Origin of the sequence: Acinetobacter sp. CIP A162 (genome assembly GCF_000367905.1) — a bacterium.
Classification (GTDB): domain Bacteria; phylum Pseudomonadota; class Gammaproteobacteria; order Pseudomonadales; family Moraxellaceae; genus Acinetobacter; species Acinetobacter lwoffii.
Window position 1 is genome coordinate 398,853 of record NZ_KB849157.1, and the last position, 24,116, is coordinate 422,968.

Below are 24,116 nucleotides of genomic sequence, written 5' to 3' on the forward strand. Positions count from 1 at the left end.
ATACTTATGCAGTTGTTCTGGCCTGATACCATTGATCCAGCAGGGCGAATAAGGTAGCGCACAAAGCTAGCCCAAGTCCTGCCAGACAGGTCATGCTCCAGCCACCGTGATGCCAGGCATAAACCCCTAAGGCTGAACCACATGCACCACCAATAAAATACAAGGTCATATAGAGTGAATTGACCCGTGATTTGGCATCCGGGCGCAGGCGGAAAATTACGTTCTGGTTACAGCTGTGCGTAATCGCGAGTCCAAGATTTATCAGCCCATAACCCAAAATATAACTCAGCAAAGACACTGCACCAAAATATAAAAACAGCCAGCTCCCCACCAGGATAGAACAGCCGATCCAGCTCAGTGTTTTGATATGGCCACGATCGGCCCATTTGCCAATGAACTGCGTGGAAAGTGCGCCAAATACACCGACCAGCGTGACCAGTCCGACCATGACATCAGAAAGCTGAAAAGGTTCCTGCGTTAGCAGTAGAGCGATGGTGGAGAACAACATACTCATGGCAGCAAAAGCACACGCACCTGTCAGTGAACGCAATACCAGACGTGGTTCCTGCTTGAGTAATATCCCCATAGATTTAAAAATCGCTGTATAGCTGATTCTCAGACGTGGCAGGCTCGGTAGTTTTCCTTTCAAATAAAAACTTAAAGCCAGCATACTTATGCCACTGACGATATAAATCATTTTCCAGTGAAACAGGTCGGAAAGTAATCCGGCAATACTGGTCGAGAGCAGAATGCCCACCAGTAATCCGCTCATCAGGAAGCCCACCACTTCTCCGGTTTTTTCCGGTTTGACCGCCATGGTGGCCAAGGGAATCAGAATCTGTGCAGCCACGGAAAACAGTCCGGCAATGATAGTGCCGACCCAGAGCATCGGCAGATTCACTGCACTGGCACAAATAAATAAACCTGCTGCCGCACCCAGCATGAGAAAGGGGATCAGTTTGGTTTTATTTAGCATGTCCCCTAAAGGCACAATAAACAGCAGGCCCAAGGCATAAGAGATTTGAGCAAAGGTGACGGTGAGCGCTACTTGTGATTCAGGCACCTGATAATACTGCTGAATCGATGAAATCAGCGGCTGGCAATAATAGTTAGCGCCGGCACATAAGCCGCATGCAATCGCCATCAGCCATAATAAGGGCTTATTTTGACTAATATCGAGGGGCGTGTGCATAGGGCTAACCTTGTATTCAGACCGGAAGAACTTAAATGAGGAATGAGAATAATGTTCAAATTGAGGGCACTATAGGCCAGAAGTTCTTGCTTTAAAAGTAGAGAAATATTGCCAGCATTGAAAATTGTTAGAACTCAGGCAGCTTAATGAAAGAAGTGCAATTTCAAATAGAAAGTATGAGTGAATATTTACAGAATTTTTTATCTTTTAATGATGGGGTTGCTTCATTAAAGCGCAGCTTAAAGTAAAAACAATAAAAAAGAGCACTGAGGTCAAAAAAGTGGAATATTTACTCTATTTTATTGCGCAAATTTGGTGCGAAAATGAGATTTTCCATTTTGAATCAAGTTCAGTACATTAATATAATAAATAGTCATCCAGCTTTTTTTCTACCCTTTATCTGACTGTTTGAGACCTGAGTCTTATAAAATTTTAGCGATTACTTTTTGTCAGATCTATTAATTGTGTCTGATGAAGATCTGCTCAAATCAAATTCTATCATTTCATAAAATACGATTTTAACATCTAAAAACAGTGCTCTTGCTTGAGTGCTAAATCTGTCAAAAAAGTCAAAACTAAAAAAACGGCGCAGCTAAAGTGCCGCTATCTATAGGGACTAGAGAAATTGAAAGTCTGCTTCTAAATCAGGAAATACAGCAATCATTGTCAGAATCATCAATGTAACAAAATAAATCAGAAATCTGCGCTTATTTACACCAGTAAAATCTGGATATTTCATTCAGCGGAATGAATATCGTTTATAAAAGCATCGAATATGAATAGCCGTTGAATTAAATAAATGTGCTATTGCAGCATCATTTTTATGAATCATCAGTTCAAAATATAGGTATTTATTAAATAAATAGTAGGTGGTAATTTCAAACAGTTTGATTAGAATCCAAAAATTCAACAAGAACACATCCTGAGGGGAAGCATCGTTTTACACGATGTTTACTTAAGAAAAATTAGCTTGAGGAACGCTCATGCAGATCGGAATTCCAGCCGAAACTGTTGTCGGTGAAAATCGCGTCGCTGCGACGCCAGAGACAGTAAAGAAATTGATCAGCGCAGGACATAGCGTGATTATCGAACGTGGTGCAGGGGTTAAAGCTGCCTATATCGATAGTGCCTATGAACAAGTTGGTGCCAAAATTACGGATGATGCCTACACCGGCAGTCAGTTGATTTTAAAAGTTCGTGCACCGAAAGGTGAGGAAATTCAAAAACTCAACCCGAATACCACTATCGTGGCAATGTTTGATCCTTACCGTAATACTGAGCTTGACCAATTCGCGGCACAAAACGTGTCTGCATTTGCATTGGAACTTTTGCCACGAACCTTATCTCGTGCGCAGAACATGGATGTCTTGTCTTCTCAAGCCAACCTTGCAGGTTACAAGTCGGTGCTTTTGGCTGCGGCTGAATACCAGCGCATGTTCCCGATGCTGATGACTGCTGCGGGTACGGTTAAACCGGCTCGTGTGGTGATTATGGGTGTCGGCGTAGCGGGTCTGCAAGCGATTGCCACTGCAAAACGTTTAGGTGCCATCGTTGAAGCCACGGACTTGCGTCCAACTGCCAAAGATCAGGTTGAATCTCTGGGCGGTAAATGGCTAGACGTGCCGATGTCTGCTGAAGAGCAGCAAAAAGCGGCTGATGCTGCCAAAAATGGTTATGGCTGGATGCCGGGTGAAGAATACATCCGCGATCAGGCTGCAATTGTTGATAAAGCGGTATCAAATGCTGACATCGTGATTACCACAGCGCTTTTACCGGGCCGTGATGCACCGCGTTTAATCCGTGCTGAAACAGTTGCGAAAATGAAACCAGGTTCAGTAATTTTGGACATGGCAGTAGAGTCTGGCGGCAACGTCGAAGGTTCGAAATGTGGCGAAACAGTCCATACCGACAATGGCGTCAAAATTCTCGGCATTCCAAATATTCCGTCGACTGTATCAACTGAAGCCTCTGCTTTATACGCTCGTAACGTATTTAACTTCGTTGAAACACTATTTGATGCAGATAAGAATTTTGTCCTGAATCAAGAAGAAGAAATTCAAAAAGCCCTACTCGTCACTCATGGCGGCCAAGTGCTGCTGAAACGTGGTTAAGGAGAAGACTCATGGTTGAAACAATTACGATTTTTGTCCTTGCCATTTTCGTAGGTTACTACGTGGTGTGGGGTGTAACACCAGCATTGCATACGCCGTTGATGGCGGTCACCAATGCCTTGTCATCGATCATTATTGTCGGTGCAATGATTCAGACTGTTGGCCTGCCGGTGATTGGCGTTGAAGGTAGCGTGGATTTCCAGACCATTAACGTGGTGAGCGTACTTGGCGCGATTGCAGTATTCCTGGCGAGCATTAATATTTTCGGTGGCTTTGCCGTGACTGCTCGTATGCTGGAAATGTTTAAACCTAAGCAAAAGAAAAAAGAGGGTTAATCCATGGAAATGATTCGAGAATATGCGGATTGGTTCTACCTGATTGGTGCCGTTCTTTTTATCCTGACGCTACGTGGTTTATCAGGTCCTAAAACTGCGATTGCCGGTAACCGTTACGGGATGATCGCGATGGCCATTGCGGTCGTGACTACCTTCTTTGTGGCTGAGAATCCAGTGGTCTGGATGATTATTGGTGCAATGGTACTGGGTGCAATCGTGGGTATTGCCCGTGCACGCACAGTTCCAATGACCCAGATGCCTGAGACTGTAGCGTTGATGCACTCATTGGTGGGTCTGGCTGCGGTCTTGATTGCTGTCGCTGCCATTATTCACAACAACAAATTGATTGAACTAGGTCCAGACCTGTTGGCTGCCAATGGTATCAATTTTCATGAAATGAGTCGTGTTCATTTATTTGAACTATTTGTGGGCTGTTTCGTAGGTGCGATTACTTTTACAGCATCAGTCTTTGCTTACGGCAAACTGGCTGCAAAGAAATGGGCGAAAACCATTTCAGGTGCATGGGTGAAACCGGTTCAGGCAATTATCTTTATTGCAATGTTAGGTTTTGGTGTTCACTTCTTCCTGACTGGCAATATGACCTCGTTCTGGGCGATGACAGGTCTTGCGCTGGCATTCGGCTGGGTATGGATTGCACCAGTCGGTGGTGGTGATATGCCAGTGGTGGTATCGCTACTCAACTCATTCTCGGGTTGGGCAGCAGCTGGTATTGGTTTTACCTTAGAAAACAACATGTTGATCGTTGCAGGCTCACTGGTGGGTTCTTCAGGTGCTATTCTGTCTTACATCATGTGTAAAGCGATGAACCGCTCAATCATCAACGTTTTGTTTGGCGGTGCGATGGGCGGTGCAGCTGCGCCGACAGCAGGAGCAGGTGAACAGGTCCAACGTAATCACCGTTCTGGCTCGGCAGATGATGCAGGCTTCCTGATGTCAAATGCAGACAGCGTGGTGATTGTACCGGGTTATGGTATGGCGCAAGGCCGTGCACAAAATGCGGTAAAAGAATTGGCTAACTTGCTAAAAGAGCAGGGCGTAACGGTTCGTTTTGCGATTCATCCTGTAGCAGGTCGTATGCCAGGTCATATGAACGTACTACTTGCTGAAGCGGACGTACCGTATGAAGACATCCTGGAAATGGATGAGATCAACTCGGACTTCCCGGCAACAGATGTAGTGCTAGTGATTGGTGCGAACGACGTTGTGAACCCTGCGGCGAAAGATGATCCAACATCGCCAATTTATGGTATGCCAATTCTGGAAGCCCATAAGGCACGTACGATTATGGTGATCAAGCGTTCTATGGCAACCGGTTATGCGGGTCTCGACAATGACTTGTTCTATAATGACAAGACCATGATGATCTTTGGTGATGCCAAGAAAGTGGTGGAAGATATGACTAAAGCCATTAATGGTACGGGTCACTAATCATCTAAATCATTAGAATCCTCCTAAGTCCCCCTTTTAATAAAGGGGGATTTTTTATTTTATATCTTGGGAAAAGGATGATTGAGTGATCATCGAACGTCTATGTTGATGATGAATTGATCCTAAAATACCAATCAAATCGGTGCATAAGACAAGATGGAAATTAAAAAATAGCGAACAGATTGAGTTGTATTAATGCTTATAAAGTTAGATGAACAGGCAATAAAAAAGCGACCTACACAGGTCGCTTTTTTGAATATTCGGTTTTTACGCTACAGAGTCAGTATCTGTAGGATTGCGCCATAAGCTTTCTAGGTCATAGAATTTACGCGCTGTTGGAAGCATACAATGAACCACCACATAACCAAGGTCGATGAGGATCCATTCAGCATCACGTTCGCCTTCAATACCAAGAGGGCGGAAGCCAGCTTTACGTGCTTCTTCAGCAACGTTATTGGCCAATGATTTGATGTGACGTGTCGATGTACCGCTTGCAATGACCATAGCATCAGCCACATTACTGATACCGCTGACATCAAGCTCAACAATTTCTTTTGCTTTTACATCTTCAAGTGCAGCATGTACGACTTTTAAGCAGTCCTGTACAGCTTGAGAATTTGAATTCATAGTAAGATCGTGAGAATTAGAAGCGCTGGGCGATGGTTCTAAATTCATGGGGAGTGTAATTTCCTAACAATTATGCATGGTCTAATATAGCGGTTTTAGTCCTGAATTTCAAATGAAGCCGCAGTCCACTCAGTCATGCTCCGGAAAGAACTCAGCTTTCCAGTCAAAGGAATCGTTGGAATGTCCGCTAGGTTTATACTCGGCAGCGACATAACCTTGATATTGACTATGTTTTAACCACTGAAATATATCATGATATTGAATTGAACCCGTATTGGGTTGATGCCGTCCCGGACAATCTGCAAACTGGATATGACCAATCGAGGCAATATTTTCTTGCAAAGTTTCCAGGACATCTTCGCCCATCATTGCCATGTGGTAACAGTCGTACTGCATTTTTAAGGCCGGATGATGTACCGCTTCCAGCATTTCCTGGGCTTGGGCAATATTTTGAATCAAAAAACGTGGCATATCGGTGCCATTGATCATTTCGAAGACCGGTTCAATTTGATGCTCAAGCAGCATTGAACAGGCCATTTTCAGGTTACTCGCCAGCGTATTCAGGCAGGGTAAAAGATCACAATCCCTAGGCTGTTTTCCTGCCAGAATGTTCACCCGCGGTACATTCAACGCCGTGGCATACTGGATGGTCTGCTCAACAGCATGACGAAACTCGATTTCCTGTCCTGGAATGCCGGCCAGGCCATGACCGCCCTGCATTAAATCGCCCGCTGGCACATTAATCAGGCACAAGTTCAGCCGATGCATGCTGAGCTGGTTTTGAATCTGGCCAATGGTGAGCTCATAAGGAAACTGGATTTCCACATGATTAAAGCCCTGTGCACGAGCCAGCGCGAAGCGTTCTATAAGCGGCACTTCGGTAAAAATCATCGACAGGTTGACGGCAAGTTTAATCATGTAGGTCTCTTCAATATTCAGGGTTGCATCAATCAAGCGTTATGAGTGTTTCAGCTGTTGGATCACAGTGGCCAGATCTGCTTCGGCAAAGCCTTGGGCTTGATGGGCATGTAACTGCGTTAAAGCTTGAGTCGCGACCGGAACATCCAGATCAAAGCTTTGGGCCAGTTGCACGGCATTATTCAGATCCTTGGATAAGGTCTGTACTTTCCATTGCACCGGTTCAAAAGTCTGCGTGGCCATGCGTGGTGCCAGAATCTGAAAAGGCTTGGAGTCGGCAAAACCACCTGCCAGCGCAGGCGCCAGTAAACGTGTATCCACTCCAGCAAGTCCAGCCAAGGCGACCGCTTCTGCGATCAAGGTGCTATTGGCAGCCACAATCAGCTGATTACAGATTTTGGTCGCCTGACCGGTACCTGTGTCGCCCATACGGGTGACGCGCTGTGAAAGTACTGCATAGATCGGATTAAGATTTTCAATAGTCGCGGCATTACCACCGGCAAAAATCACCAGACTGCCTTGTTCAGCTCCGGCGGTACCGCCTGAAACTGGAGAGTCAATCCAGATTACTTTCTTGGCCTGTGCTTGCGCGGCAAGTGCTTGAGTTTGCTGTACCGAAAGACTGGAAAAATCCACAATCACTTGCTCCGTAAGCAAATACGGTTCGATCTGAGCAAAAACAGATTGCACTGCCTGATCATCTGCCAGACAGGTGAGTATCACCGGGTAATCTGCAATCTGGTCTAAAGATAGCGCAGTCGCACCTAAGTCTAACAGCGGATAACAGGCCGCAGGTGTACGGTTCCAGACCGCCACCTGAAAACCTGCCTGAAGCAGACGCATAGCCATGCGAGCGCCCATTAATCCCATCCCTAAGAAGGCAATTTTAGTATCAAGATTCAATTGCATACTTTCTCTTATTCCTTGCTTTGACTCAGACTCGACTTATTTGTATTGGCGTGGCACAAATTGAACCTCTGGGTTCTTGTCTTTTTTACGGGCCAATTGACTGTTTTTACCCAGCAGCAATTTCAATTGCCAGATTTTTTCCATACGCAGGGATTTATTCGGACGATGCTGCATGGCATCCAGTACAAATTTAGAAGCCATCAGGGCATCTGGAGAACGTTGCAGCATTTCTTCAGCCAAGGCTTGTGCTCTCGCCAATGGCTGTTCATCGACATGGGTGATCAGACCGATTTCTTTGGCATATTCGCCCTCAAAAATCCGGGCAGTCAAAGTCAGCTCTTTTGCCAGATCAATACCAATCAGGCCTTTCAGTGAGCGGCTGAGTCCCATGTCTGGTACCAGTCCCCAACGGGTTTCCATAATTGACATTTTGGTCTCAGGATGGGCAATGCGGATATCTGCGGCCAGAGCAAGCTGCATGCCGGCACCAAAACAGAAGCCTTCCATCGCTGCAATCACCGGGACTGGCAATTCCTGCCAGACCAGAAATGCTTTTTGAAATAAGCTTTGACCCGGACGGATCAGTTCCCATGCGGCATAAGCACGATTTTTAGGATTATTTAAATCTGCCAGATCAATACCGGCACTAAAGACCTGGGCTTCTCCCGTTAAAATCACACATCGGATGCTTTTATCTTTTTTGATTTTTTGTGCAGTCGCGACCAGTTCGCGCAGCAGGGCAAAGCTCATGGCATTGCGTTTATCCGGACGATTCAGTGTAACAGTGGCAATGCCGTTATTTTTTTCCAAGCGCACGAGTGACATGGCATTCTTCCTTATTTTTCCTGGCTTGAGCATAGCATGCAGCCTTTAGGCTTGCATGACAGCTCAGTCACACTTCTTAAGTCATGGACTGAGCCACTTCAGAGGTTTAATTCAAATGTTGCTTCAAAATTTGCTGGGCAGCCTGTTCAACCTGTTCAACCACGGCTTTGAGTTCATCAAAATATTTCAGCACGTCCTGAACAAAGTTTTCATCGGCCTTACGGCGTTCTTTGCGCAGGGTTGAAACGAACTGTTCAAAGCCACCGGTGACTTTCTGTAAAGTCGGTGCACCGACATAGCGGGTCGCGCCGTATAAACGATGCAGCACATGTTCCAGTTGTGGGAAATCTTCCAGTTCAATCAGTTGCTGCATTTCATCGAGTTCATCTGCAAAGCTGTCTACCAGCATGCGTAACAGGTCTACCGCCAGATCCTCCTTATTGGCTGCCAGTTGCAGGCTTTGCTGCCAGTCCAGAATATTTGGATCCAGAGCATCAATCACATTGGCACGTTCCAGTACCGGAATCCGTTTAAAATGCTCGGTGGTCCAGTGCGTCAAAATTTGGATAATCTGCTCGATCTGAATCGGCTTGGTGACATAATCATCCATGCCGTTTTGCAGCAGTTTATGTTTTTCATCAGAAAGCGCATGTGCCGTCAGTGCAATAATCGGCAGACGGCTATGATTTTCAAAAGTTGATTCCAGCGAGCGAATAGCACGGGTGGTATCGATCCCCGACATGACTGGCATCTGAATGTCCATAAAGACCAGATCAAATGCCGGCTGTTCCTGTTCATAACGGCGCTGAATAATATCGATCGCTTCCTGCCCGCTGAGGGCTTTGGTTGTGGTGACATTGAGTTCGCCCAGTAAGGCTTCCAGAACAATCAGGTTCGGCAAATGATCATCCACGGCCAGAATATGCAGGCCTTGACCATTAAATTCTTCATGCTGCTCCTGATCGAAGACCGGCTGATTGCCGAGTAATTGAATCAGCGCGCTGCGGCTGAGTGGCTGATGCAGGGCACGGGCACGATGGTCGTTGAGCATGCTTGGATCCAGCTGCATCTGATAACCATAGACAGCCAGATGACCCTGATAACGTGAACGGATTTCGCGTAACAAGACCTCACTGTCACCACTATGATCGACGATCAGCCAGGTATTTTCGCTATTCTGTAAATGATTCAGACGGCTAAACAGATCCAGAATTGATGCACATTCAATATGTTTAACCTGATAATTTTCCAGATAATGCCGCAGCACATTCGCAGTTGCCGGATGTGCAAGATAAGACACCACGGTCAATTCGCTAAAATCTGGATGCTCAATCACGGTATCTTCATCGACCAGGAACTGGGCAGTAAACCAGAAAGTAGAGCCTTTTTCGGTTGGAGCACGTTCCTGATTGTCTTCAAAACCAATCTGGCCATGCATCAGGCTGACCAGCTGTTTGGAAATTGCCAGACCAAGCCCGGTACCGCCAAACTGACGGGTCACCGAGGTATCACCCTGCGAGAAGGACTCAAACAGCTTTTTACGGTCGGTACCACTCAGGCCAATGCCGCTATCCTGTACACTAAAATGCAGCACACACTGATCCATTCCATCATGTTCCATGCGTGCCCGGACAATGATTTCTCCATCCGGAGTGAATTTGATCGCATTGGAAATCAGGTTGGTCAGAATCTGTTTAAATCGTAGCGCATCACCAATAATGTGTTTTGGCACACCATCTGCATAATAGAAGGCCATATCAATATGTTTTTGTGCTGCCAGAGGTGACAACATGTCCATCACATCAAAAATCGCTTCTTCCAGATCAAAAGGTGCCGTTTCCAGTTCCAGTTTGCCGGCATCAATTTTGGAAAAATCCAGAACATCATTGATCAGTGCCAGCAAATGCGCCGAAGACTTACGAATGGTCTGCAAATACAGGCTCTGCTCGTTGCTGAGATTGCCCTGACGTAACAACAGATGAATAAAACCATCAATACTGTTCAGCGGGGTGCGCAATTCATGGGAAATATTGGCCAGAAACACCGACTTGGCCTGGTTGGCCGAGATCGCCTGGTCGCGTGCCTGACGATAGGTAATATTCTGGACTTCTAAAGTGTCGAGGGTGCGGCGTAAATCGTCTTCGGTCTGTTCGGTATGTTCACGCAGTTCCAGAAAGCTGAAATGCAAACGTTTCACCACATTGGCGATATCACGTTGCAATAAACGCAGCTCGCCGGTGCTGTTAATCACCATATGCTGGCCGAGGGTATCGGCATTCAGGCGTTGCAATTGCATGCGAATCTCATACATTGGGGCGATCCAGCGCCGTGAGTAGAAATTCAAGCAAAGTAATAACAATAATAAGGTCAGTAATCCGGTCGCAATCAGTACGATCAGTACCCGGTAACGGGCAATTGCTAGCGGCTGGTTATCCAGTTCGATCGCCAGCCAGCCGGTAGAAAAAGTGTTTTCATTCACTTTAATGGCATAGATATGATTATCTTGATGCAGAATCGGACCAACAAAATTGCCGCTTTTCTCAAATTCTGGCCAAGGCGCCTGTTCCTGAAAACCAATGCCCAAACGGTTCTTGCCATTTTCATCCAGAACTGCTGCCCGAACCAGATGCTTTTCATTCAGCATGTTCTGCATGGCGTTGTGAGCCTGGTCATATTGCCATGGATACAGATTCAAGATATCCAGTGCATATTCTGAGGTGCCTTGAAAACGGGTGAGAATCGCAATGGCCATCTGCTTCTGCTGGGCACGTGCGGCATTCGAGGTCTCAGTCAACACCAGCATGGCACCGACACAGGCCAAAATGGTAATCGGCACAAAAATCAGCGCAATCAGCTGTCCATAGGCATGATTTAAGTGTAGGCGTTTAAACAGCTTTTTGTTGATCGTTGACATGATTTAAGCAGTATTTTCTTTATGCCTGGCATATTAGCATGCTTTAAATCGACAGTTAAAATTTAAGCATAATTTTTATAAAGCTTCGGATTAGCAGTTAAAAATACAAGAGATTTCAGTTAATTTTGCTCAGGTACAGCAAGACTAAGACGCACGAAATTTCAATCTGTAAAAGTGCCAGACTGAAATAGTATTTTCATCTTCATTAGCGAGCTGCTTCACCTGGCTAAATTATCGGGAAATGTAGTTTATGGCTTGATAGTGTGTGAGTTTTAGTGAGTTTTCTGAAAAAGCCTTGCTAAATGGGTGCAGGGAAAAGCATTTTTTCATACAATAGCCGCACCTCGATATAGGTGCAAATAATGAGTAATACCACCCCTGATTTTCAAGCAGATGAATTTTTGTTAGACCATTATGTAGGCAAAACGCCACTGGTGCGTTTGCAGCGTCTGGCAAGTCACACTCAAGCTACAGTACTCGCGAAACTCGAAGGCAATAATCCGGCAGGTTCGGTGAAAGACCGCCCGGCCTATAATATGATCATGCAAGCGGAAAAACGCGGTCAGATCAAACCGGGTGACACCCTGATTGAGGCAACGAGCGGAAATACAGGGATTGCATTGGCGATGGTCGCAGCAATGCGTGGCTATAAAATGAAGCTGATCATGCCGAACAATATGAGTCAGGAACGTAAGGATGCGATGCGTGCTTATGGTGCCGAGCTGATTGAAGTAACCAAAGAGCAGGGCATGGAAGGTGCACGTGATCTTGCTGCTCAAATGCAAAATGATGGCGTGGGTCTGGTGCTGAATCAGTTCGGAAATCCGGACAATGTTGAAGCGCATTACCTGACTACGGGTCCAGAAATCTGGCAGCAAACCGGTGGCAAGATTACCCATTTTGTCAGCTCAATGGGCACCACCGGCACCATCATGGGTGTGTCAAAATACCTGAAAGAAATGAATCCTGATATTCAGATCGTGGGTTTACAGCCATCTGACGGTTCAAGCATTGCCGGAATTCGTCGCTGGCCAGAAGAATATTTGCCAACCATTTTCGACCGCAGTCGCGTGGATCGCATTATTGATATTCCACAAATTGAAGCTGAAAAAACCATGCGCAAGCTGGCACAGAAAGAAGGCATCAGTGCCGGCACCTCTTCTGGTGGGGCAGTGTGGGCGTCGATTAAACTGGCAGAAGAAAATCCGGATGCAGTGATTGTGTGTATTATCTGTGACCGTGGTGACCGTTACTTGTCTACAGGGTTATTCTCTGTACAAGATCCTGAATAATTATTTGAGCACTGTTTTATGCGCCTGCCTGTTTTAACTTTCGATATTGAAACCCAAACCGATCTCAAATCAGGCGCGCATCTGTTTGGTCTGGACCTGCCCGAAGCAGATCTGGATCAGGCCCTGACCAAATTACGCCGTCAGGATTCAGGCTCTGATTTTCAGCGTTTACCGCTGCATGAAATTGTCTGTATTTCCGGTTTATGGATGGATGAACAGGGTATGAAGCTGTTTTCCTTTAGTCGAGAACAGCATTCTGAAGCAGAAATTTTGAAAAAATTCTTGTCCATTTTTGACAAGCGACATCCGACTCTAGTGAGTTGGAATGGCTCACAGTTTGATTTACCAGTAATTTTATACCGCGCCATGTATCATGGACTCTCTGCACCGAGTCTGTTCGATCAGGGCGAAATTGATACGCAAAAGCGTTATAATAACTACCAGAATCGTTACCATCATCGTCATGTCGACTTGATGGATGTGATGGCCATGTTTCATGCCCGTCATTTCCAGAAGCTGGATGATGTTGCACATTTGCTGGGCTATCCAGGCAAGCGCGGTGACGGAGCCTATCGGGTTCCGGAATATGTCCGCAATCAGCAATGGACCGAACTGACGTCTTATTGTGAAGGTGATGTCCTGAATACCTGGCTGGTGTATATCCGCTGGTTGCTGTTAAAAGGCCAGCTGTTACTGCCGGATTATCAGCATCTGCTGCAAAGCACGACTCAATATTTGCAGACTCAACCGCAGCATGCGGACTTTTTATCAGTTTGGCGTGAGACTTCGCAACGAACTGAATTTACCCAATTTGATTTTCCCATCTCCATACCCTAGGTTTTCATGAAACATCGAGCACAAGCACGTCCTATCCAGCAACCCGAGTACATTTTTCAGGTTGAGTCACTATCGCATGAGGGACGTGGTATCGCTCATTATGGTTCACATCCGGATCATCCGCAGCATAAACATGGCAAGAAAGTCTTTATCCGTTATGCCTTGCCGGGTGAAACCGTGCGTGCCCGCATTACCCGTGAAGTTAAAAAACTCGAAGAAGCCGACAGTCTTGAATTGTTGAGCGACGCTTCCGAGATTCGCGTGAAGCCGGTGTGTCCGCATTTTGGGATCTGTGGTGGCTGTAATATGCAGCATATCGCTGCGGATGCGCAGATTGAACTGAAACAGAATGTGCTGAAATCGCATCTACAGCATTTTGCTGGAATCCAGCCTGATCAATGGCTACCGCCTTTACGTTCACAACGTGAAGATTATCGCCGTAAAGCCCGGATTGGGGTGCGTTATCTACCTTCCAAGGATCAGCTGGTGGTGGGTTTTCGTGAGAATCAGTCCAACAAACTGACACCGATTGATCGCTGTATGATCTTGGATCGCGAGTTTGGCTCGGTTACACGTCTTAAACAATTGCTGCAAGGTCTGAATGGTAAGGCCGACATCGGTCATATAGAATTGGCCATGGGGGATCAGGACATTGCGCTGCTGGTGCGTGAAACTGCAAAATTATCTGCCGATGATGTCAACCAATTGCGCGAATTTACGTTACAGAAAGGCTGGCAACTGTATCTGCAGCCTGCCGGCAAAGAAACGCTTTCGCGAATAGATGATACAGAAGCATCTGCACGCTTACACTATGGTCTTGATGACTTTGATGTGAAATTCGGCTTTAATCCTCTGGACTTTACCCAGGTAAATTCAAGCATCAATCCGCAAATGGTACGATTGGCATGTGATTTGCTTCAGCTACAACAGGGTGAACGGGTTCTGGATCTGTTTTGTGGATTAGGAAACTTTTCTTTGCCGCTGGCGCGCTGTGTTGGTGCGTCGGGTCAGGTGATTGCGGTCGAGGGAAGTGATGAAATGGTTCGACGTGGTGCGGAAAATGCCAAAAACAATGGTATTGCACAAATAGCGTTCTATTCACAAGATTTAACCAAAGATTTCTCGCACCACACTTGGGCAAATCAAGGTTTTGATGCATTATTAATCGACCCGCCACGTGCCGGGGCAGAAGAAGTAATGCATTATATCCCTCAGTTTGGAGCTAAAAGAATCGTTTATGTGTCATGTAATCCTGCGACACTCGCCAGAGATGCAGGACTCTTGGTACAACAGGGCTATCGTCTCACCCAAGCGGGCGTGATGGATATGTTTACACATACTGGACATGTTGAATCAATCGCATTGTTCGAAAAAGAAAATCAAATAAACGATTAAAGAAATGATGTTTTTAAAAGTAGGAGACGGGTATGGTCACAGTACGTGAGCAACTCCCTGGACGACTCAATGAGTTGTCACAGGAGACGACTGTAGAACATGCCGAACAAGCACACCAGGATCTGACTGAATGGTTGGATCGGGTTCGTGGCATATTAGATGGCGCACCTTTAACGCAGCTCGAAGAAGTCGCCCACTTAACATTAGAAAGAGAGCTGCAAAGTACGGTTCAGCACCGCTCCAATACCTTTTATACCGGTATTGAGATGGCGGATATTCTGGCGCATCTGCATGTCGATGAAGATACTTTGTCCGCAGCCATGCTGTACCGTGCTGTTCGTGAAGGCGTCATGCCACTCGGCGAAGTACTGGAACAGTTCGGCGAACAGGTGCATAGCCTGGTCAAAGGTACGCTTGCCATGGGTAAGCTGTCTGAGCTGATCGAAAAAAATAAACGCCTGGAAGATCATTTCAATAATAACCAGCGTGAACATCTGTCTGGCATTTACAAAATGCTGATCTCGGTCACTGAAGATGTACGTGTCGTTCTGGTCAAACTGGCTGAACGTACTTATGCCTTGCGTGAACTGGCCAATTCCTCGCGTGAGCGTCAGGAACGGGTGGCTCGAGAAATTCTGACCATTTACTCACCACTGGCACACCGTTTGGGTATTGCCCAGTTGAAGTGGGAGCTGGAAGATTTGGCTTTCCGTTATCTTGCGCCGGAACGTTATAAAGAAATTGCTTCCTTACTGAATGAAAAGCGTCTGGAGCGTGAACAGTATATTCAGTTTGTGATTGATAAATTACGCAATGAATTGGCCGAGCATGGTATCGAAGCTGAAATTAATGGCCGGGTGAAACACATTTATTCGATTTATCGAAAAATGAAAAGCAAGAACCTGAGCTTTGACCAGCTCTATGATATTCGTGCTTTACGGGTACTGGTGAAAAGTGTGCCGGAGTGTTATCACACTTTAGGTATTGTGCATCAGATCTGGCGCCATATTCCGCATCAGTTTGATGACTATATTACCAACCCGAAAGCCAATGGCTATCGTTCTTTACATACAGCAGTGATTGCCGAGAACAAGTCACTAGAAGTACAAATTCGTACCCATGCAATGCATGACGAAGCTGAACTTGGGGTGTGTTCACACTTTAATTATAAAGAAGGCGCGAAAACTACAGATCGCTCCTTTAACCATCGTCTGCATTCTTTACGTGCGGTACTTGAGCATTATCAAGAGCGCAATGAAAGCAGTGCACATAAAGAATCTGAAGATGAAATAGAGAATTTTGAGCATATTCAAGATTTCGAAGGTTTTGAAAAGATCTATGTGTTTAGCCGTGATGGTGATATCAAAGAGCTGCCGCGTGATTCGACGGTGCTGGACTTTGCTTATCATGTGCATACCGAAGTAGGGAACAAGTGCTATGCCGCACGGGTAAATCAGCGCTATGTACCGCTGACCTATACTTTGAAAACTGGTGAACAGGTCGAAATTCTGACCAAAAAAGACCGGGAACCGAACCGGGACTGGCTGGTTAATTCGCTGGGTTATATCAAAACTGCCCGTGCGCGGGACAAGCTGCGCCACTGGTTCCGCCAGCAAGATCGCAGCAAGAATCTGGAAGTTGGCCGTGAAGTACTGAACAAGGAACTATCACGTCTGGCAATTCACCCGAAATCGATTGATCTGAGTGATTATTGCAACCACTTCAATGTCAAAACCGGTGATGACATTCTGGTCAATCTGGTCAATGGCGATATCAGCCTGCATGCCCTGATTAATCAGGTGAATCGTCATATGCATCTGGATCAGGACGAACCTGAACTGGTGCTAAAACCTGCCTTGAATCCGCGTGCTAGTCATACACTTTCAGCTCACGGGATTCTGATCGACGGTCTGGATAACGTGGAACTGCATGTCGCGCAATGTTGCCAACCGGTGCATGGTGAGTCGATCGCTGGCTATATTACCCTGAATCGTGGGGTGAGCATTCATAAGGTGGCCTGTCCAGATTATATTCGCATGATCACCCAAGAGCCTGAACGTGCTGTAGAAGCTGATTGGGAAATGCAGCCAACACGTGGTCAGAGCGTACAGATTGTGGTGGAAGCTTACGATCGACGTGGGTTGCTCAAAGATCTGACCCAGGTAATTTTCTCTGATCAGATCAATATCCGTCAGGTGAATACCATTTCGGAAGCGGACGGTATTGCCAATATGAAGCTGCTGATTGAAGTCAAAGGTCTGGCACAACTTTCCAAGCTATTGGCCCGTCTTGAGCAGCAGCCGGGAATTATCAGCGCGCGCCGTCTGGTACAGGGCACTTAATTCCCCTTATGTAAGTTTAAAAAGCCTGTAATTCAATTGCGGGCTTTTTTATTGTAATGTATTTGAATCACATGCATAAAAAATAGACCAGCAAACCAAGATGAGCGCGACCGAAATATTTGAACGTAGACGAAATAATCTGGCCAAGGTGATTGATCTGCTGATCGAGACGCAGCAATTTAAAACCGGCAAAGAGATCTGTGAGTATTTCGGCTTGTCTGCGTCATATATTGCGCAATTGCTGAATAGCAAACGCCAGATCGGGGAAAAGGCAGCAAGGGAACTGGAACAACAACTGGGTCTGGATACTCTTATTTTAGATCAGTCGGCTGAACCAAAAGTTGAATTAGCTCCAATTCCAGAGCAAGGCGTATTATTTCAGATGCAGGTGGTGCAACAGCAGGCATTTGCACTTATTCCTATAGATTCAGCGCTCTCATTCAATCAGGATATTTTTCATTTGCAAGCACAGCATTATGCGATTCAGGTAGCAGGGCCGTATTATTTTCCCAGCTTAAAACCGGGCTGGTGGTTGATTTGTGACAAACAGGCCGAGTTATCCACTACAGGCATACTCTGTGTGTATCTGCTCAATGGCCTGCAGCTCATTTTGCAGTTGGTGAGCGAAGCTCGGGATCATTATGAATTTCAAAGTCTGGATGAAAACAGAAAGGTGGTTTTCCAAAAAAACGATATTGAGAAAATCCATCCAGTCATTGCGATTCTTCCCACTGCGAGCATATTCAAATAGCAGAAATAATTCAGCCCATCAAAAGATGGGCTGAACGATGAAAATGAAATAGAACAGATTATGGAATCTGGTTCTCGTCTTCAAATTCTGGCTTCACCTGAACAATAAAGTCCTGACGGTTCAGACCACGCCATAGGGCAAAGGCTGTACCGATATAGATCGACGAATATGTTCCGACAAAGACACCAACAAACATCGCGATCGAGAACCATTTCAGGCCATCACCACCCATCAGCATCATGGCAAGCACCACGAGCAATAAGGTCATGGAGGTATGAATGGTACGACGCAACGTTTCAGTCAGGGCAATGTTGATAATCTCGACCGGTTCGGCACCACGAATCTTACGGAAGTTCTCACGGATACGGTCAGAAACCACGATATTATCGTTGAGTGAGAAACCGATGATTGCAAGGAGTGCCGCAAGTACAGTGAGGTCAAATGGCCACTGCATCATCGCAAAAATCCCGAGGGTGACGATGATGTCATGGAATAGCGACAACACGGCGCCCATGGCTAGCTTGAACTCAAAGCGGATAGTGACATAGACCAGCATCAACAGGAGTGCTAATGCCACAGCACCGCCAGAACGGACATAGAGCTCGTTACCGACCTGTCCACCGACGACATCGACCTTGGGTACTTCTGCCGCATTATTTGGCAGTTGAACCGCTGCTGTAACAGCCTTGGTCAAGTCTTCAGCTTCGATATCTTCCTGAACCGGCATACGCACCATCAGGTCACGTTCAGACCCTAAGGTTTGTACCACAGCATCATTAAAACCTGCCTGATTCAATGCCTTGGAGACATCTTCAGGTTTGACCGGATTGGTATAGTTTAATTCGGCTGCCACACCACCGGTAAAGTCCAAACCGAGGTTCAGGCCTTTGGTGGCAATAAAGAAGATACTCGCAACAGTTAAGAGGATTGAAAACAATGCCGCAGGCATCGCAATCTTCATAAACGGAATAATGCGTTCGTCTTCCGGGCGACCGTACTGTTTTTGATTCAGTTGAGTATTTTCAGTCATCAGTGATCTCCTTAAATGCTCAACTTTTTCAAGTTACGTTTTTTGCCATAAATGAGCTGTACCACGGCACGTGTTACTGTAATGGCAGTAAACATCGAGCAGACAATACCAATCATCAGGGTTACGGCAAAGCCTTTGATCGGACCTGTACCAATCGCGAACAGAATGAACGCCACTAGGAAGGTGGTCAAGTTCGAGTCGAAAATGGTGTTATAGGCACGATCATAACCGGCCACAATCGCCTGTTTTGGCGACGCCCCCCATTTCATTTCTTCCCGTATTCGTTCACAGATCAGTACGTTGGCATCGACCGCCATACCGATGGTAATGACGATACCGGCAATACCAGGAAGGGTCAGGGAAGCACCAATCCAGGACATGACTGTCAGAATCATCGCCAGGTTAAAGACCAGCGCAAAGTTAGCAATCACACCAAACACACGGAAGAATACCACCATCCAGATTGCGACTAAGAGGAAACCGATCTGAGTTGAAAGTACACCTTTGTCGATGTTTTCTTGACCCAGACTTGGACCAATCACACGTTCCTCTACAAAGTACATTGGCGCAGCCAACGCACCTGCACGCAGCATCAAGGCAAGTTCAGCAGCTTCTTGCGGCGAGTCCAGACCGGTAATACGGAACTGAGAACCCAGTACTGCCTGAATGGTTGCAGCGTTAATCACCACAGATTCAGTATACGGGGTACGAACTTCAGTTTGAGTGCCGGTCGCAGGATCTTCCACATAATTAATGCGCTGTTTGTTCTCGATGAACAAGACGGCCATACGTTTGCCGACCGCATTACGGGTGGCATCCGACATCAGTTTGCCGCCTGCGCTGTCCAGGGTAATATTTACTTCTGCACCGCCTGTATCCTGGCTAAAGCCACTTGAGGCATTCTGAACACGTTCACCGGTTAAGATACGGTTACGGTTCAGGAGGAGCTGACGACCACTGTCCAGTGATTCATAAGCGAATACTTCTGTGCCTGGTGGCAATGCACCCGTTGCCTGACCGGTATATGGATCAATATATTGATCATTCAGGTCAGACACTAAACGGAACTCGAGGTTCGCGGTACGGCCCAAGACACGTTTCGCTTCAGCGGTATCCTGTACACCCGGAAGCTCAACCACAATACGGTTGCTGCCCTGAGTTTGAACCATTGCTTCCGCCACACCTAACTCGTTAATACGGTTACGTAAAGTGGTCAAGTTCTGGTTGACTGCATAAGATTCAATTTCTTGCTTACGCACATCAGTATAGTTCAAACGTAAAGTCGAACCGGTTTCGGTCGCAACAGCCTGCTGGGTAAACTCATTGCCATTACGGCGCAAGAAGTCCATCGTTGCAGAACGGTCATCATTGTTGGCAAACTGCATCACAATGGTGTTGTTGCTTAAATTCAGGCTATTAAATTTCAGGTTGTTATCACGCAACTGACGACGTAGATCCGTCGCAGAGGTTTCCATACGCTGGGAAATGGCCTTGTCCATATCCACTTCAAGCAAGAAGTGCACACCACCACGTAAATCCAGGCCGAGCTTCATTGGTTTGGCACCAATTTTTTGCAGCCATTCTGGGGTGGTCGGGGCAAGGTTCAGTGCAACCACGTAATCATCACCTAAACCACGACGTAAAGCCTCTTTGGCTTTAAGCTGCGATTCACTTGAATCTACACGTAATAAGGCTGCATTGTTGCCAAAGCTATTGTCATGGGTGGCAATATTTTCAGTTTTTAAAATTTGCTCTGCTTTTTGTACGATGCTTGCATCAATTTGAGTACCGGCTTTGGCACCCGAAATCTGTACAGCAGGTTCATCTGGATACAAACTTGGCAGGGCATATAAGGTACTGATCACCAGGACAACCAGGATCAGTACATATTTCCATGCTGGGTAACGCATTCGTTTTCTTCTTAAAATGAAAAAGTCGTGCGAGGGCACGACTATTTTTGATTAAAGGTTATTTAAAGTGCCTTCAGGGAGGACTGAGATCACACTTGCACGTTGAACTTTGACTTCTACACCACGGCTCAATTCAACCACTGCGAAGTCACCTTCAATCTTGGTGATTTTGCCCATTAATCCGCCTGCAAATACCACTTCACTGCCAACGCCAAGGCTGTCGACCAAAGCACGGTGTTCTTTGGCACGTTTAGATTGAGGACGCCAGATCAAGAAATAGAAGATTGCAATAAAAACAGCAATCATCAAAAGGTTCGCCATCATGCTTGGTTGTTGTGCAGCTTCACCTGCAGCGTGAGCAGTCGAAATAAAAAGGCTCATTACATTTTCCTAAAATAAAAAACTGGTGATCAACTCGATAATAAATTGACATATTCTTGCAATTTACATTGTCTTTTTCCTCAGCGCAAATGCTGATGGATTAATCTTGCGGACAAGGTGGAACTTCCAGGCCACGGCGGGTATAAAAGTCATGAACAAATTCGTCAAATGTACCGTTGTCTAATGCATCACGCATCGCTTCAGTCAAACGCAGGTAATAGCGCAGATTATGAATCGTACCGAGCATAGAGCCGAGCATTTCCCCACATTTTTCCAGGTGGAATAAATACGCACGGGTGAAATTCTGGCAGGTATAGCAGTCGCAATGCGGATCGAGCGGGCTTTGGTCATGACGGTATTTACTGTTACGAATGCGCACCAAGCCGTCTGTCACAAAATAGTGACCGTTACGTGCATTTCGGGTTGGCATCACGCAGTCAAACATATCGACACCACGACGCACCGCTTCCACAATATCTTCAGGCTTGCCGACACCCATCAAATAACGCGGTTTGTCTGCAGGCATTTTTTCTGGAAGATAATCCAGTACCTTGATCATTTCCTCTTTTGGTTCGCCCACGGACAGACCACCAATCGCATAACCATCAAAGTCGATTTCTAGCAGGCCTTTTAAAGATTCATCGCGTAAATCTTCATACATGCCGCCTTGAATAATACCGAACAGCGCATTACGGTTTTTCAGCACGTCATGATGCTGGGTTTTACAGCGTTTGGCCCAGCGTAAAGAAAGTTGCAAAGATTTTTGCGCTTCTTCATGCGTCGCAGGGTACGGGGTACATTCATCAAAAATCATCACAATGTCAGAGTTCAGCGTGTGCTGAATATCCATTGAAATTTCAGGAGATAAAAATACTTTTGAACCATCAATCGGCGAGCGGAAGGTCACACCTTCTTCTTTAATTTTACGCATTGCGCCCAGACTGAAGACCTGGAAGCCGCCTGAATCGGTCAAAATGGGACTATTCCATTTCATAAATCCGTGCAGGCCGCCATGTTCACGAATTACATCCAGTCCTGGACGTAGATACAAATGGAAAGTATTGCCCAGAATGACTTGAGATTTGATCTCTTTAATGTCGCGTGGCAACAGGCCCTTGACCGTACCATACGTACCCACAGGCATGAACATCGGGGTTTCCACCACACCATGTTCAAGCGTTAAACGACCACGACGGGCACGGCCCGACTGACCTAATTTTTCAAACTTCATAGGAGTTCCACATCAAGGCGAAAAAACAGTTCGCTGATTGTTATAGCTAAAGGGCGCTATTTTCCTTGATTCTTACACTAAACGCCAGCATTGTAGAGCATTCGCTCTGTAATTTTATTTATCGCTGAAGCTAGAGAACATCCGGAGATATTGGCGGATGGGCAGAAAACTGCTGCAAGCGCTGCTGGATATCTTCCCGGCTAAGGGCGCAGCTGCCATCCGGCTCAGAGGCCATTGCAGCGATATGCTGGATCAGTTTCTGGATATAAATATTGCTATCGACAAAGTAGGATTCTAAGGTCAGTAAATAGGCATCTTGTGCCACTTGCAGATAATCATAAGGTTCCATTACCAGCATCTGCTCCAGATCAATCAGAATATCCTTGTCGTTTTGCGAGAGTTTCAAGCGTTTCTGCATGGCAGGTAAATGAGTAGTTTGTCTGGATACCAGAAATTTCTGTAAATGAATATGCTCAGGATTCAGGGTCTGCGCAGATTGGCATTCAAATTCGACTTGGGTTGGCAGGCTCATGAAAAACAGGATGCCATCCAGATCCAGACCATAGGCCTCAGAAAGACGATGTTTGGCCTGTTTAAAACTATCCAGCAATAAATCCAGATGCGTCGCGTGCAGCTGTTTTTGCTGTGTCAATACCGGATGGCCAAAGCTGTGCTAGGTTTTAAAATAATCGGCCAGCAAGGTTTGAAAGGGGATGAGTCCTGAGTCGGGTGAAGTGTGGGCCCGATAACGCCATTTCTGGACATTCCAGCGATCCTGTTCCGCCAGATATTGCTGAGGATCTTCTGGATCTTTAAAAATACTACGTTCAGTCGAGATCGCCAGATTATCCAGCAGTAAAAATTCGTCAAAGACCAGACTACAGGCATAGATTTCATCATCCTGATAATGGTTGTATAACCGATAAAATTCCTCGACCAGCATCTGTTGCAAGTGCTCTAAATAATCCAGTATAATTTTTATTCTTTATTTTATAAGTTTTAGACAGATACAGCCGCATCCTTGGCTATTTTTATAATAAGTTAATGCGCCAAGGATGCAAAATTTTATCAGATCTTGCTGTTCACTCAGTGAAAGTTCGGACGGTAATCAAAATTCTGTGTCACGCTTTGATCACGGAATGGACGTACCACTTTTTTTCTGAGTAACATATTATTAATGATGTTGTGCGGAAAAATCTGGATCTGGTTGTTAAACAGCTCGACATTGCGATTATAAATGGTAATCGCCGCACCGACATTTTCATTCTGTTCTTCAATTTCAGCCATCATTTTCAGATAGATGTCATTGGCTTTCAGTTCCGGATAATTTTCAATCACGACATTCAGGCTATGCATTAACTGTTTGTTCAGACTTTCAATGCGTTGTAATTGTCCAATATCGGCATCCTTGATATTCAGGTTCATGATGTTCTGACGCAGTTCGGTGACTTTTTCTAGCGTGCCTTTTTCAAAACTCGAGTATTGCTCGACCAGCGGTTGCAGCCCATCCAGAATTTTCAGTTTTTGCCGTTCATAACTGGCTACATCCGACCAGGCGCGAATCGTGGCGTTGTGATGACGGACAATACTGTTGCGGATCATGATAATCGTGACAATCAGCGCCACAATGATCAAACATAAAATCAAAAATCCCATCCGAGATCTCC

The 24,116-nt window shown here is 45.9% G+C and carries 19 protein-coding genes and 1 pseudogene; 8 read left to right on the plus strand and 12 right to left on the minus strand.

The window, feature by feature from the left end:
- Positions 1–4 precede the first annotated feature (4 nt).
- On the minus strand, positions 5–1,192 hold the full coding sequence (locus tag F995_RS02255) for an MFS transporter (protein WP_004645139.1): 1,188 nt from the start codon (positions 1,190–1,192) through the stop codon (positions 5–7).
- A 983-nt stretch (positions 1,193–2,175) separates the two neighbouring features.
- Between F995_RS02255 and F995_RS02265 the strand changes: the two genes are divergently transcribed.
- From F995_RS02265 to F995_RS02275, 3 genes are read left to right on the plus strand one after another with little or no spacing between them, the layout of a single operon-like run.
- Complete coding sequence (locus F995_RS02265; RefSeq protein WP_004645141.1) at positions 2,176–3,303, plus strand: Re/Si-specific NAD(P)(+) transhydrogenase subunit alpha; 1,128 nt, start codon at positions 2,176–2,178, stop codon at positions 3,301–3,303.
- Positions 3,304–3,314: 11 nt separating this feature from the next.
- On the plus strand, positions 3,315–3,638 hold the full coding sequence (locus F995_RS02270) for a proton-translocating transhydrogenase family protein (protein ID WP_004281642.1): 324 nt from the start codon (positions 3,315–3,317) through the stop codon (positions 3,636–3,638).
- A gap of 3 nt (positions 3,639–3,641) precedes the next feature.
- Positions 3,642–5,087, plus strand: a complete 1,446-nt coding sequence (locus tag F995_RS02275; RefSeq protein WP_004645143.1) for an NAD(P)(+) transhydrogenase (Re/Si-specific) subunit beta — start codon at positions 3,642–3,644, stop codon at positions 5,085–5,087.
- Positions 5,088–5,354: 267 nt separating this feature from the next.
- Here F995_RS02275 and rsfS read toward each other — a convergent pair whose 3' ends face one another.
- From rsfS to F995_RS02300, 5 genes are all read right to left on the minus strand, one after another.
- A complete protein-coding gene (gene rsfS, locus F995_RS02280) occupies positions 5,355–5,762 on the minus strand; it encodes a ribosome silencing factor (protein WP_004645144.1) in 408 nt (135 codons plus the stop codon).
- An 81-nt stretch (positions 5,763–5,843) separates the two neighbouring features.
- The gene (locus F995_RS02285) at positions 5,844–6,632 is read right to left on the minus strand and encodes a hydroxypyruvate isomerase family protein (protein ID WP_004645145.1); all 789 of its coding nucleotides are present in this window, start codon (positions 6,630–6,632) and stop codon (positions 5,844–5,846) included.
- A 39-nt stretch (positions 6,633–6,671) separates the two neighbouring features.
- Complete coding sequence (locus F995_RS02290; protein WP_004645146.1) at positions 6,672–7,541, minus strand: NAD(P)-dependent oxidoreductase; 870 nt, start codon at positions 7,539–7,541, stop codon at positions 6,672–6,674.
- Positions 7,542–7,577: 36 nt separating this feature from the next.
- Positions 7,578–8,366 (minus strand): crotonase/enoyl-CoA hydratase family protein, encoded by a 789-nt coding sequence (locus tag F995_RS02295; protein ID WP_004645147.1) that lies wholly within the window; start codon positions 8,364–8,366, stop codon positions 7,578–7,580.
- A gap of 106 nt (positions 8,367–8,472) precedes the next feature.
- Positions 8,473–11,280, minus strand: coding sequence for a GacS-like sensor histidine kinase (locus F995_RS02300; protein ID WP_004645149.1), 2,808 nt, complete (start codon positions 11,278–11,280; stop codon positions 8,473–8,475).
- A 362-nt stretch (positions 11,281–11,642) separates the two neighbouring features.
- On the opposite strand from F995_RS02300, the gene cysM reads away from it, so the two are divergent.
- The 5 genes from cysM (at position 11,643) to F995_RS02325 (ending at position 17,897) form a co-directional block, all read left to right on the plus strand.
- On the plus strand, positions 11,643–12,572 hold the full coding sequence (cysM, locus tag F995_RS02305) for a cysteine synthase CysM (RefSeq protein ID WP_004645150.1): 930 nt from the start codon (positions 11,643–11,645) through the stop codon (positions 12,570–12,572).
- A gap of 18 nt (positions 12,573–12,590) precedes the next feature.
- Entirely contained in the window at positions 12,591–13,409 is an 819-nt protein-coding gene (locus F995_RS02310) for a 3'-5' exonuclease (RefSeq protein WP_004645151.1), read from the plus strand.
- 6 nt (positions 13,410–13,415) lie between these two features.
- The gene (rlmD, locus tag F995_RS02315; protein WP_004645152.1) at positions 13,416–14,804 is read left to right on the plus strand and encodes a 23S rRNA (uracil(1939)-C(5))-methyltransferase RlmD; all 1,389 of its coding nucleotides are present in this window, start codon (positions 13,416–13,418) and stop codon (positions 14,802–14,804) included.
- A 32-nt stretch (positions 14,805–14,836) separates the two neighbouring features.
- Positions 14,837–17,146, plus strand: a complete 2,310-nt coding sequence (locus F995_RS02320) for a RelA/SpoT family protein (RefSeq protein WP_004645153.1) — start codon at positions 14,837–14,839, stop codon at positions 17,144–17,146.
- Between the two features lie 100 nt (positions 17,147–17,246).
- Positions 17,247–17,897 carry a hypothetical protein gene (locus F995_RS02325; protein ID WP_004645154.1) on the plus strand — a complete coding sequence of 217 codons (651 nt, stop codon included), beginning with the start codon at positions 17,247–17,249 and terminating at the stop codon, positions 17,895–17,897.
- Between the two features lie 58 nt (positions 17,898–17,955).
- Here the strand turns inward: F995_RS02325 and secF are convergent, their stop codons facing one another.
- The 6 genes and pseudogenes from secF to F995_RS02360 form a co-directional block, all read right to left on the minus strand.
- Positions 17,956–18,930, minus strand: a complete 975-nt coding sequence (gene secF, locus F995_RS02330; protein WP_171057021.1) for a protein translocase subunit SecF — start codon at positions 18,928–18,930, stop codon at positions 17,956–17,958.
- An 8-nt stretch (positions 18,931–18,938) separates the two neighbouring features.
- Positions 18,939–20,837 (minus strand): protein translocase subunit SecD, encoded by a 1,899-nt coding sequence (gene secD, locus F995_RS02335; RefSeq protein WP_004645157.1) that lies wholly within the window; start codon positions 20,835–20,837, stop codon positions 18,939–18,941.
- Positions 20,838–20,888: 51 nt separating this feature from the next.
- Positions 20,889–21,218 (minus strand): preprotein translocase subunit YajC, encoded by a 330-nt coding sequence (yajC, locus tag F995_RS02340; RefSeq protein ID WP_004645158.1) that lies wholly within the window; start codon positions 21,216–21,218, stop codon positions 20,889–20,891.
- A gap of 100 nt (positions 21,219–21,318) precedes the next feature.
- The gene (tgt, locus tag F995_RS02345) at positions 21,319–22,449 is read right to left on the minus strand and encodes a tRNA guanosine(34) transglycosylase Tgt (RefSeq protein ID WP_004645159.1); all 1,131 of its coding nucleotides are present in this window, start codon (positions 22,447–22,449) and stop codon (positions 21,319–21,321) included.
- A 130-nt stretch (positions 22,450–22,579) separates the two neighbouring features.
- Positions 22,580–23,422, minus strand: a pseudogene (locus F995_RS16900) (DUF4303 domain-containing protein).
- Positions 23,423–23,535: 113 nt separating this feature from the next.
- A complete protein-coding gene (locus tag F995_RS02360; protein WP_004645163.1) occupies positions 23,536–24,105 on the minus strand; it encodes a LemA family protein in 570 nt (189 codons plus the stop codon).
- Positions 24,106–24,116 lie beyond the last annotated feature (11 nt).

Coding starts and splice junctions, on each gene's coding strand:
- cysM (WP_004645150.1), top strand. CDS start 11,643: ATGAGTAATACCACCCCTGATTTTCAAGCAGATGAATTTTTGTTAGAC.
- yajC (WP_004645158.1), bottom strand. CDS start 21,218: ATGAGCCTTTTTATTTCGACTGCTCACGCTGCAGGTGAAGCTGCACAA.
- F995_RS02285 (WP_004645145.1), bottom strand. CDS start 6,632: ATGATTAAACTTGCCGTCAACCTGTCGATGATTTTTACCGAAGTGCCG.
- F995_RS02310 (WP_004645151.1), top strand. CDS start 12,591: ATGCGCCTGCCTGTTTTAACTTTCGATATTGAAACCCAAACCGATCTC.
- rsfS (WP_004645144.1), bottom strand. CDS start 5,762: ATGAATTTAGAACCATCGCCCAGCGCTTCTAATTCTCACGATCTTACT.
- F995_RS02275 (WP_004645143.1), top strand. CDS start 3,642: ATGGAAATGATTCGAGAATATGCGGATTGGTTCTACCTGATTGGTGCC.
- F995_RS02270 (WP_004281642.1), top strand. CDS start 3,315: ATGGTTGAAACAATTACGATTTTTGTCCTTGCCATTTTCGTAGGTTAC.
- F995_RS02360 (WP_004645163.1), bottom strand. CDS start 24,105: ATGGGATTTTTGATTTTATGTTTGATCATTGTGGCGCTGATTGTCACG.
- rlmD (WP_004645152.1), top strand. CDS start 13,416: ATGAAACATCGAGCACAAGCACGTCCTATCCAGCAACCCGAGTACATT.
- secD (WP_004645157.1), bottom strand. CDS start 20,837: ATGCGTTACCCAGCATGGAAATATGTACTGATCCTGGTTGTCCTGGTG.
- F995_RS02255 (WP_004645139.1), bottom strand. CDS start 1,192: ATGCACACGCCCCTCGATATTAGTCAAAATAAGCCCTTATTATGGCTG.
- F995_RS02320 (WP_004645153.1), top strand. CDS start 14,837: ATGGTCACAGTACGTGAGCAACTCCCTGGACGACTCAATGAGTTGTCA.
- tgt (WP_004645159.1), bottom strand. CDS start 22,449: ATGAAGTTTGAAAAATTAGGTCAGTCGGGCCGTGCCCGTCGTGGTCGT.
- F995_RS02295 (WP_004645147.1), bottom strand. CDS start 8,366: ATGTCACTCGTGCGCTTGGAAAAAAATAACGGCATTGCCACTGTTACA.
- F995_RS02325 (WP_004645154.1), top strand. CDS start 17,247: ATGAGCGCGACCGAAATATTTGAACGTAGACGAAATAATCTGGCCAAG.
- F995_RS02300 (WP_004645149.1), bottom strand. CDS start 11,280: ATGTCAACGATCAACAAAAAGCTGTTTAAACGCCTACACTTAAATCAT.
- F995_RS02265 (WP_004645141.1), top strand. CDS start 2,176: ATGCAGATCGGAATTCCAGCCGAAACTGTTGTCGGTGAAAATCGCGTC.
- F995_RS02290 (WP_004645146.1), bottom strand. CDS start 7,541: ATGCAATTGAATCTTGATACTAAAATTGCCTTCTTAGGGATGGGATTA.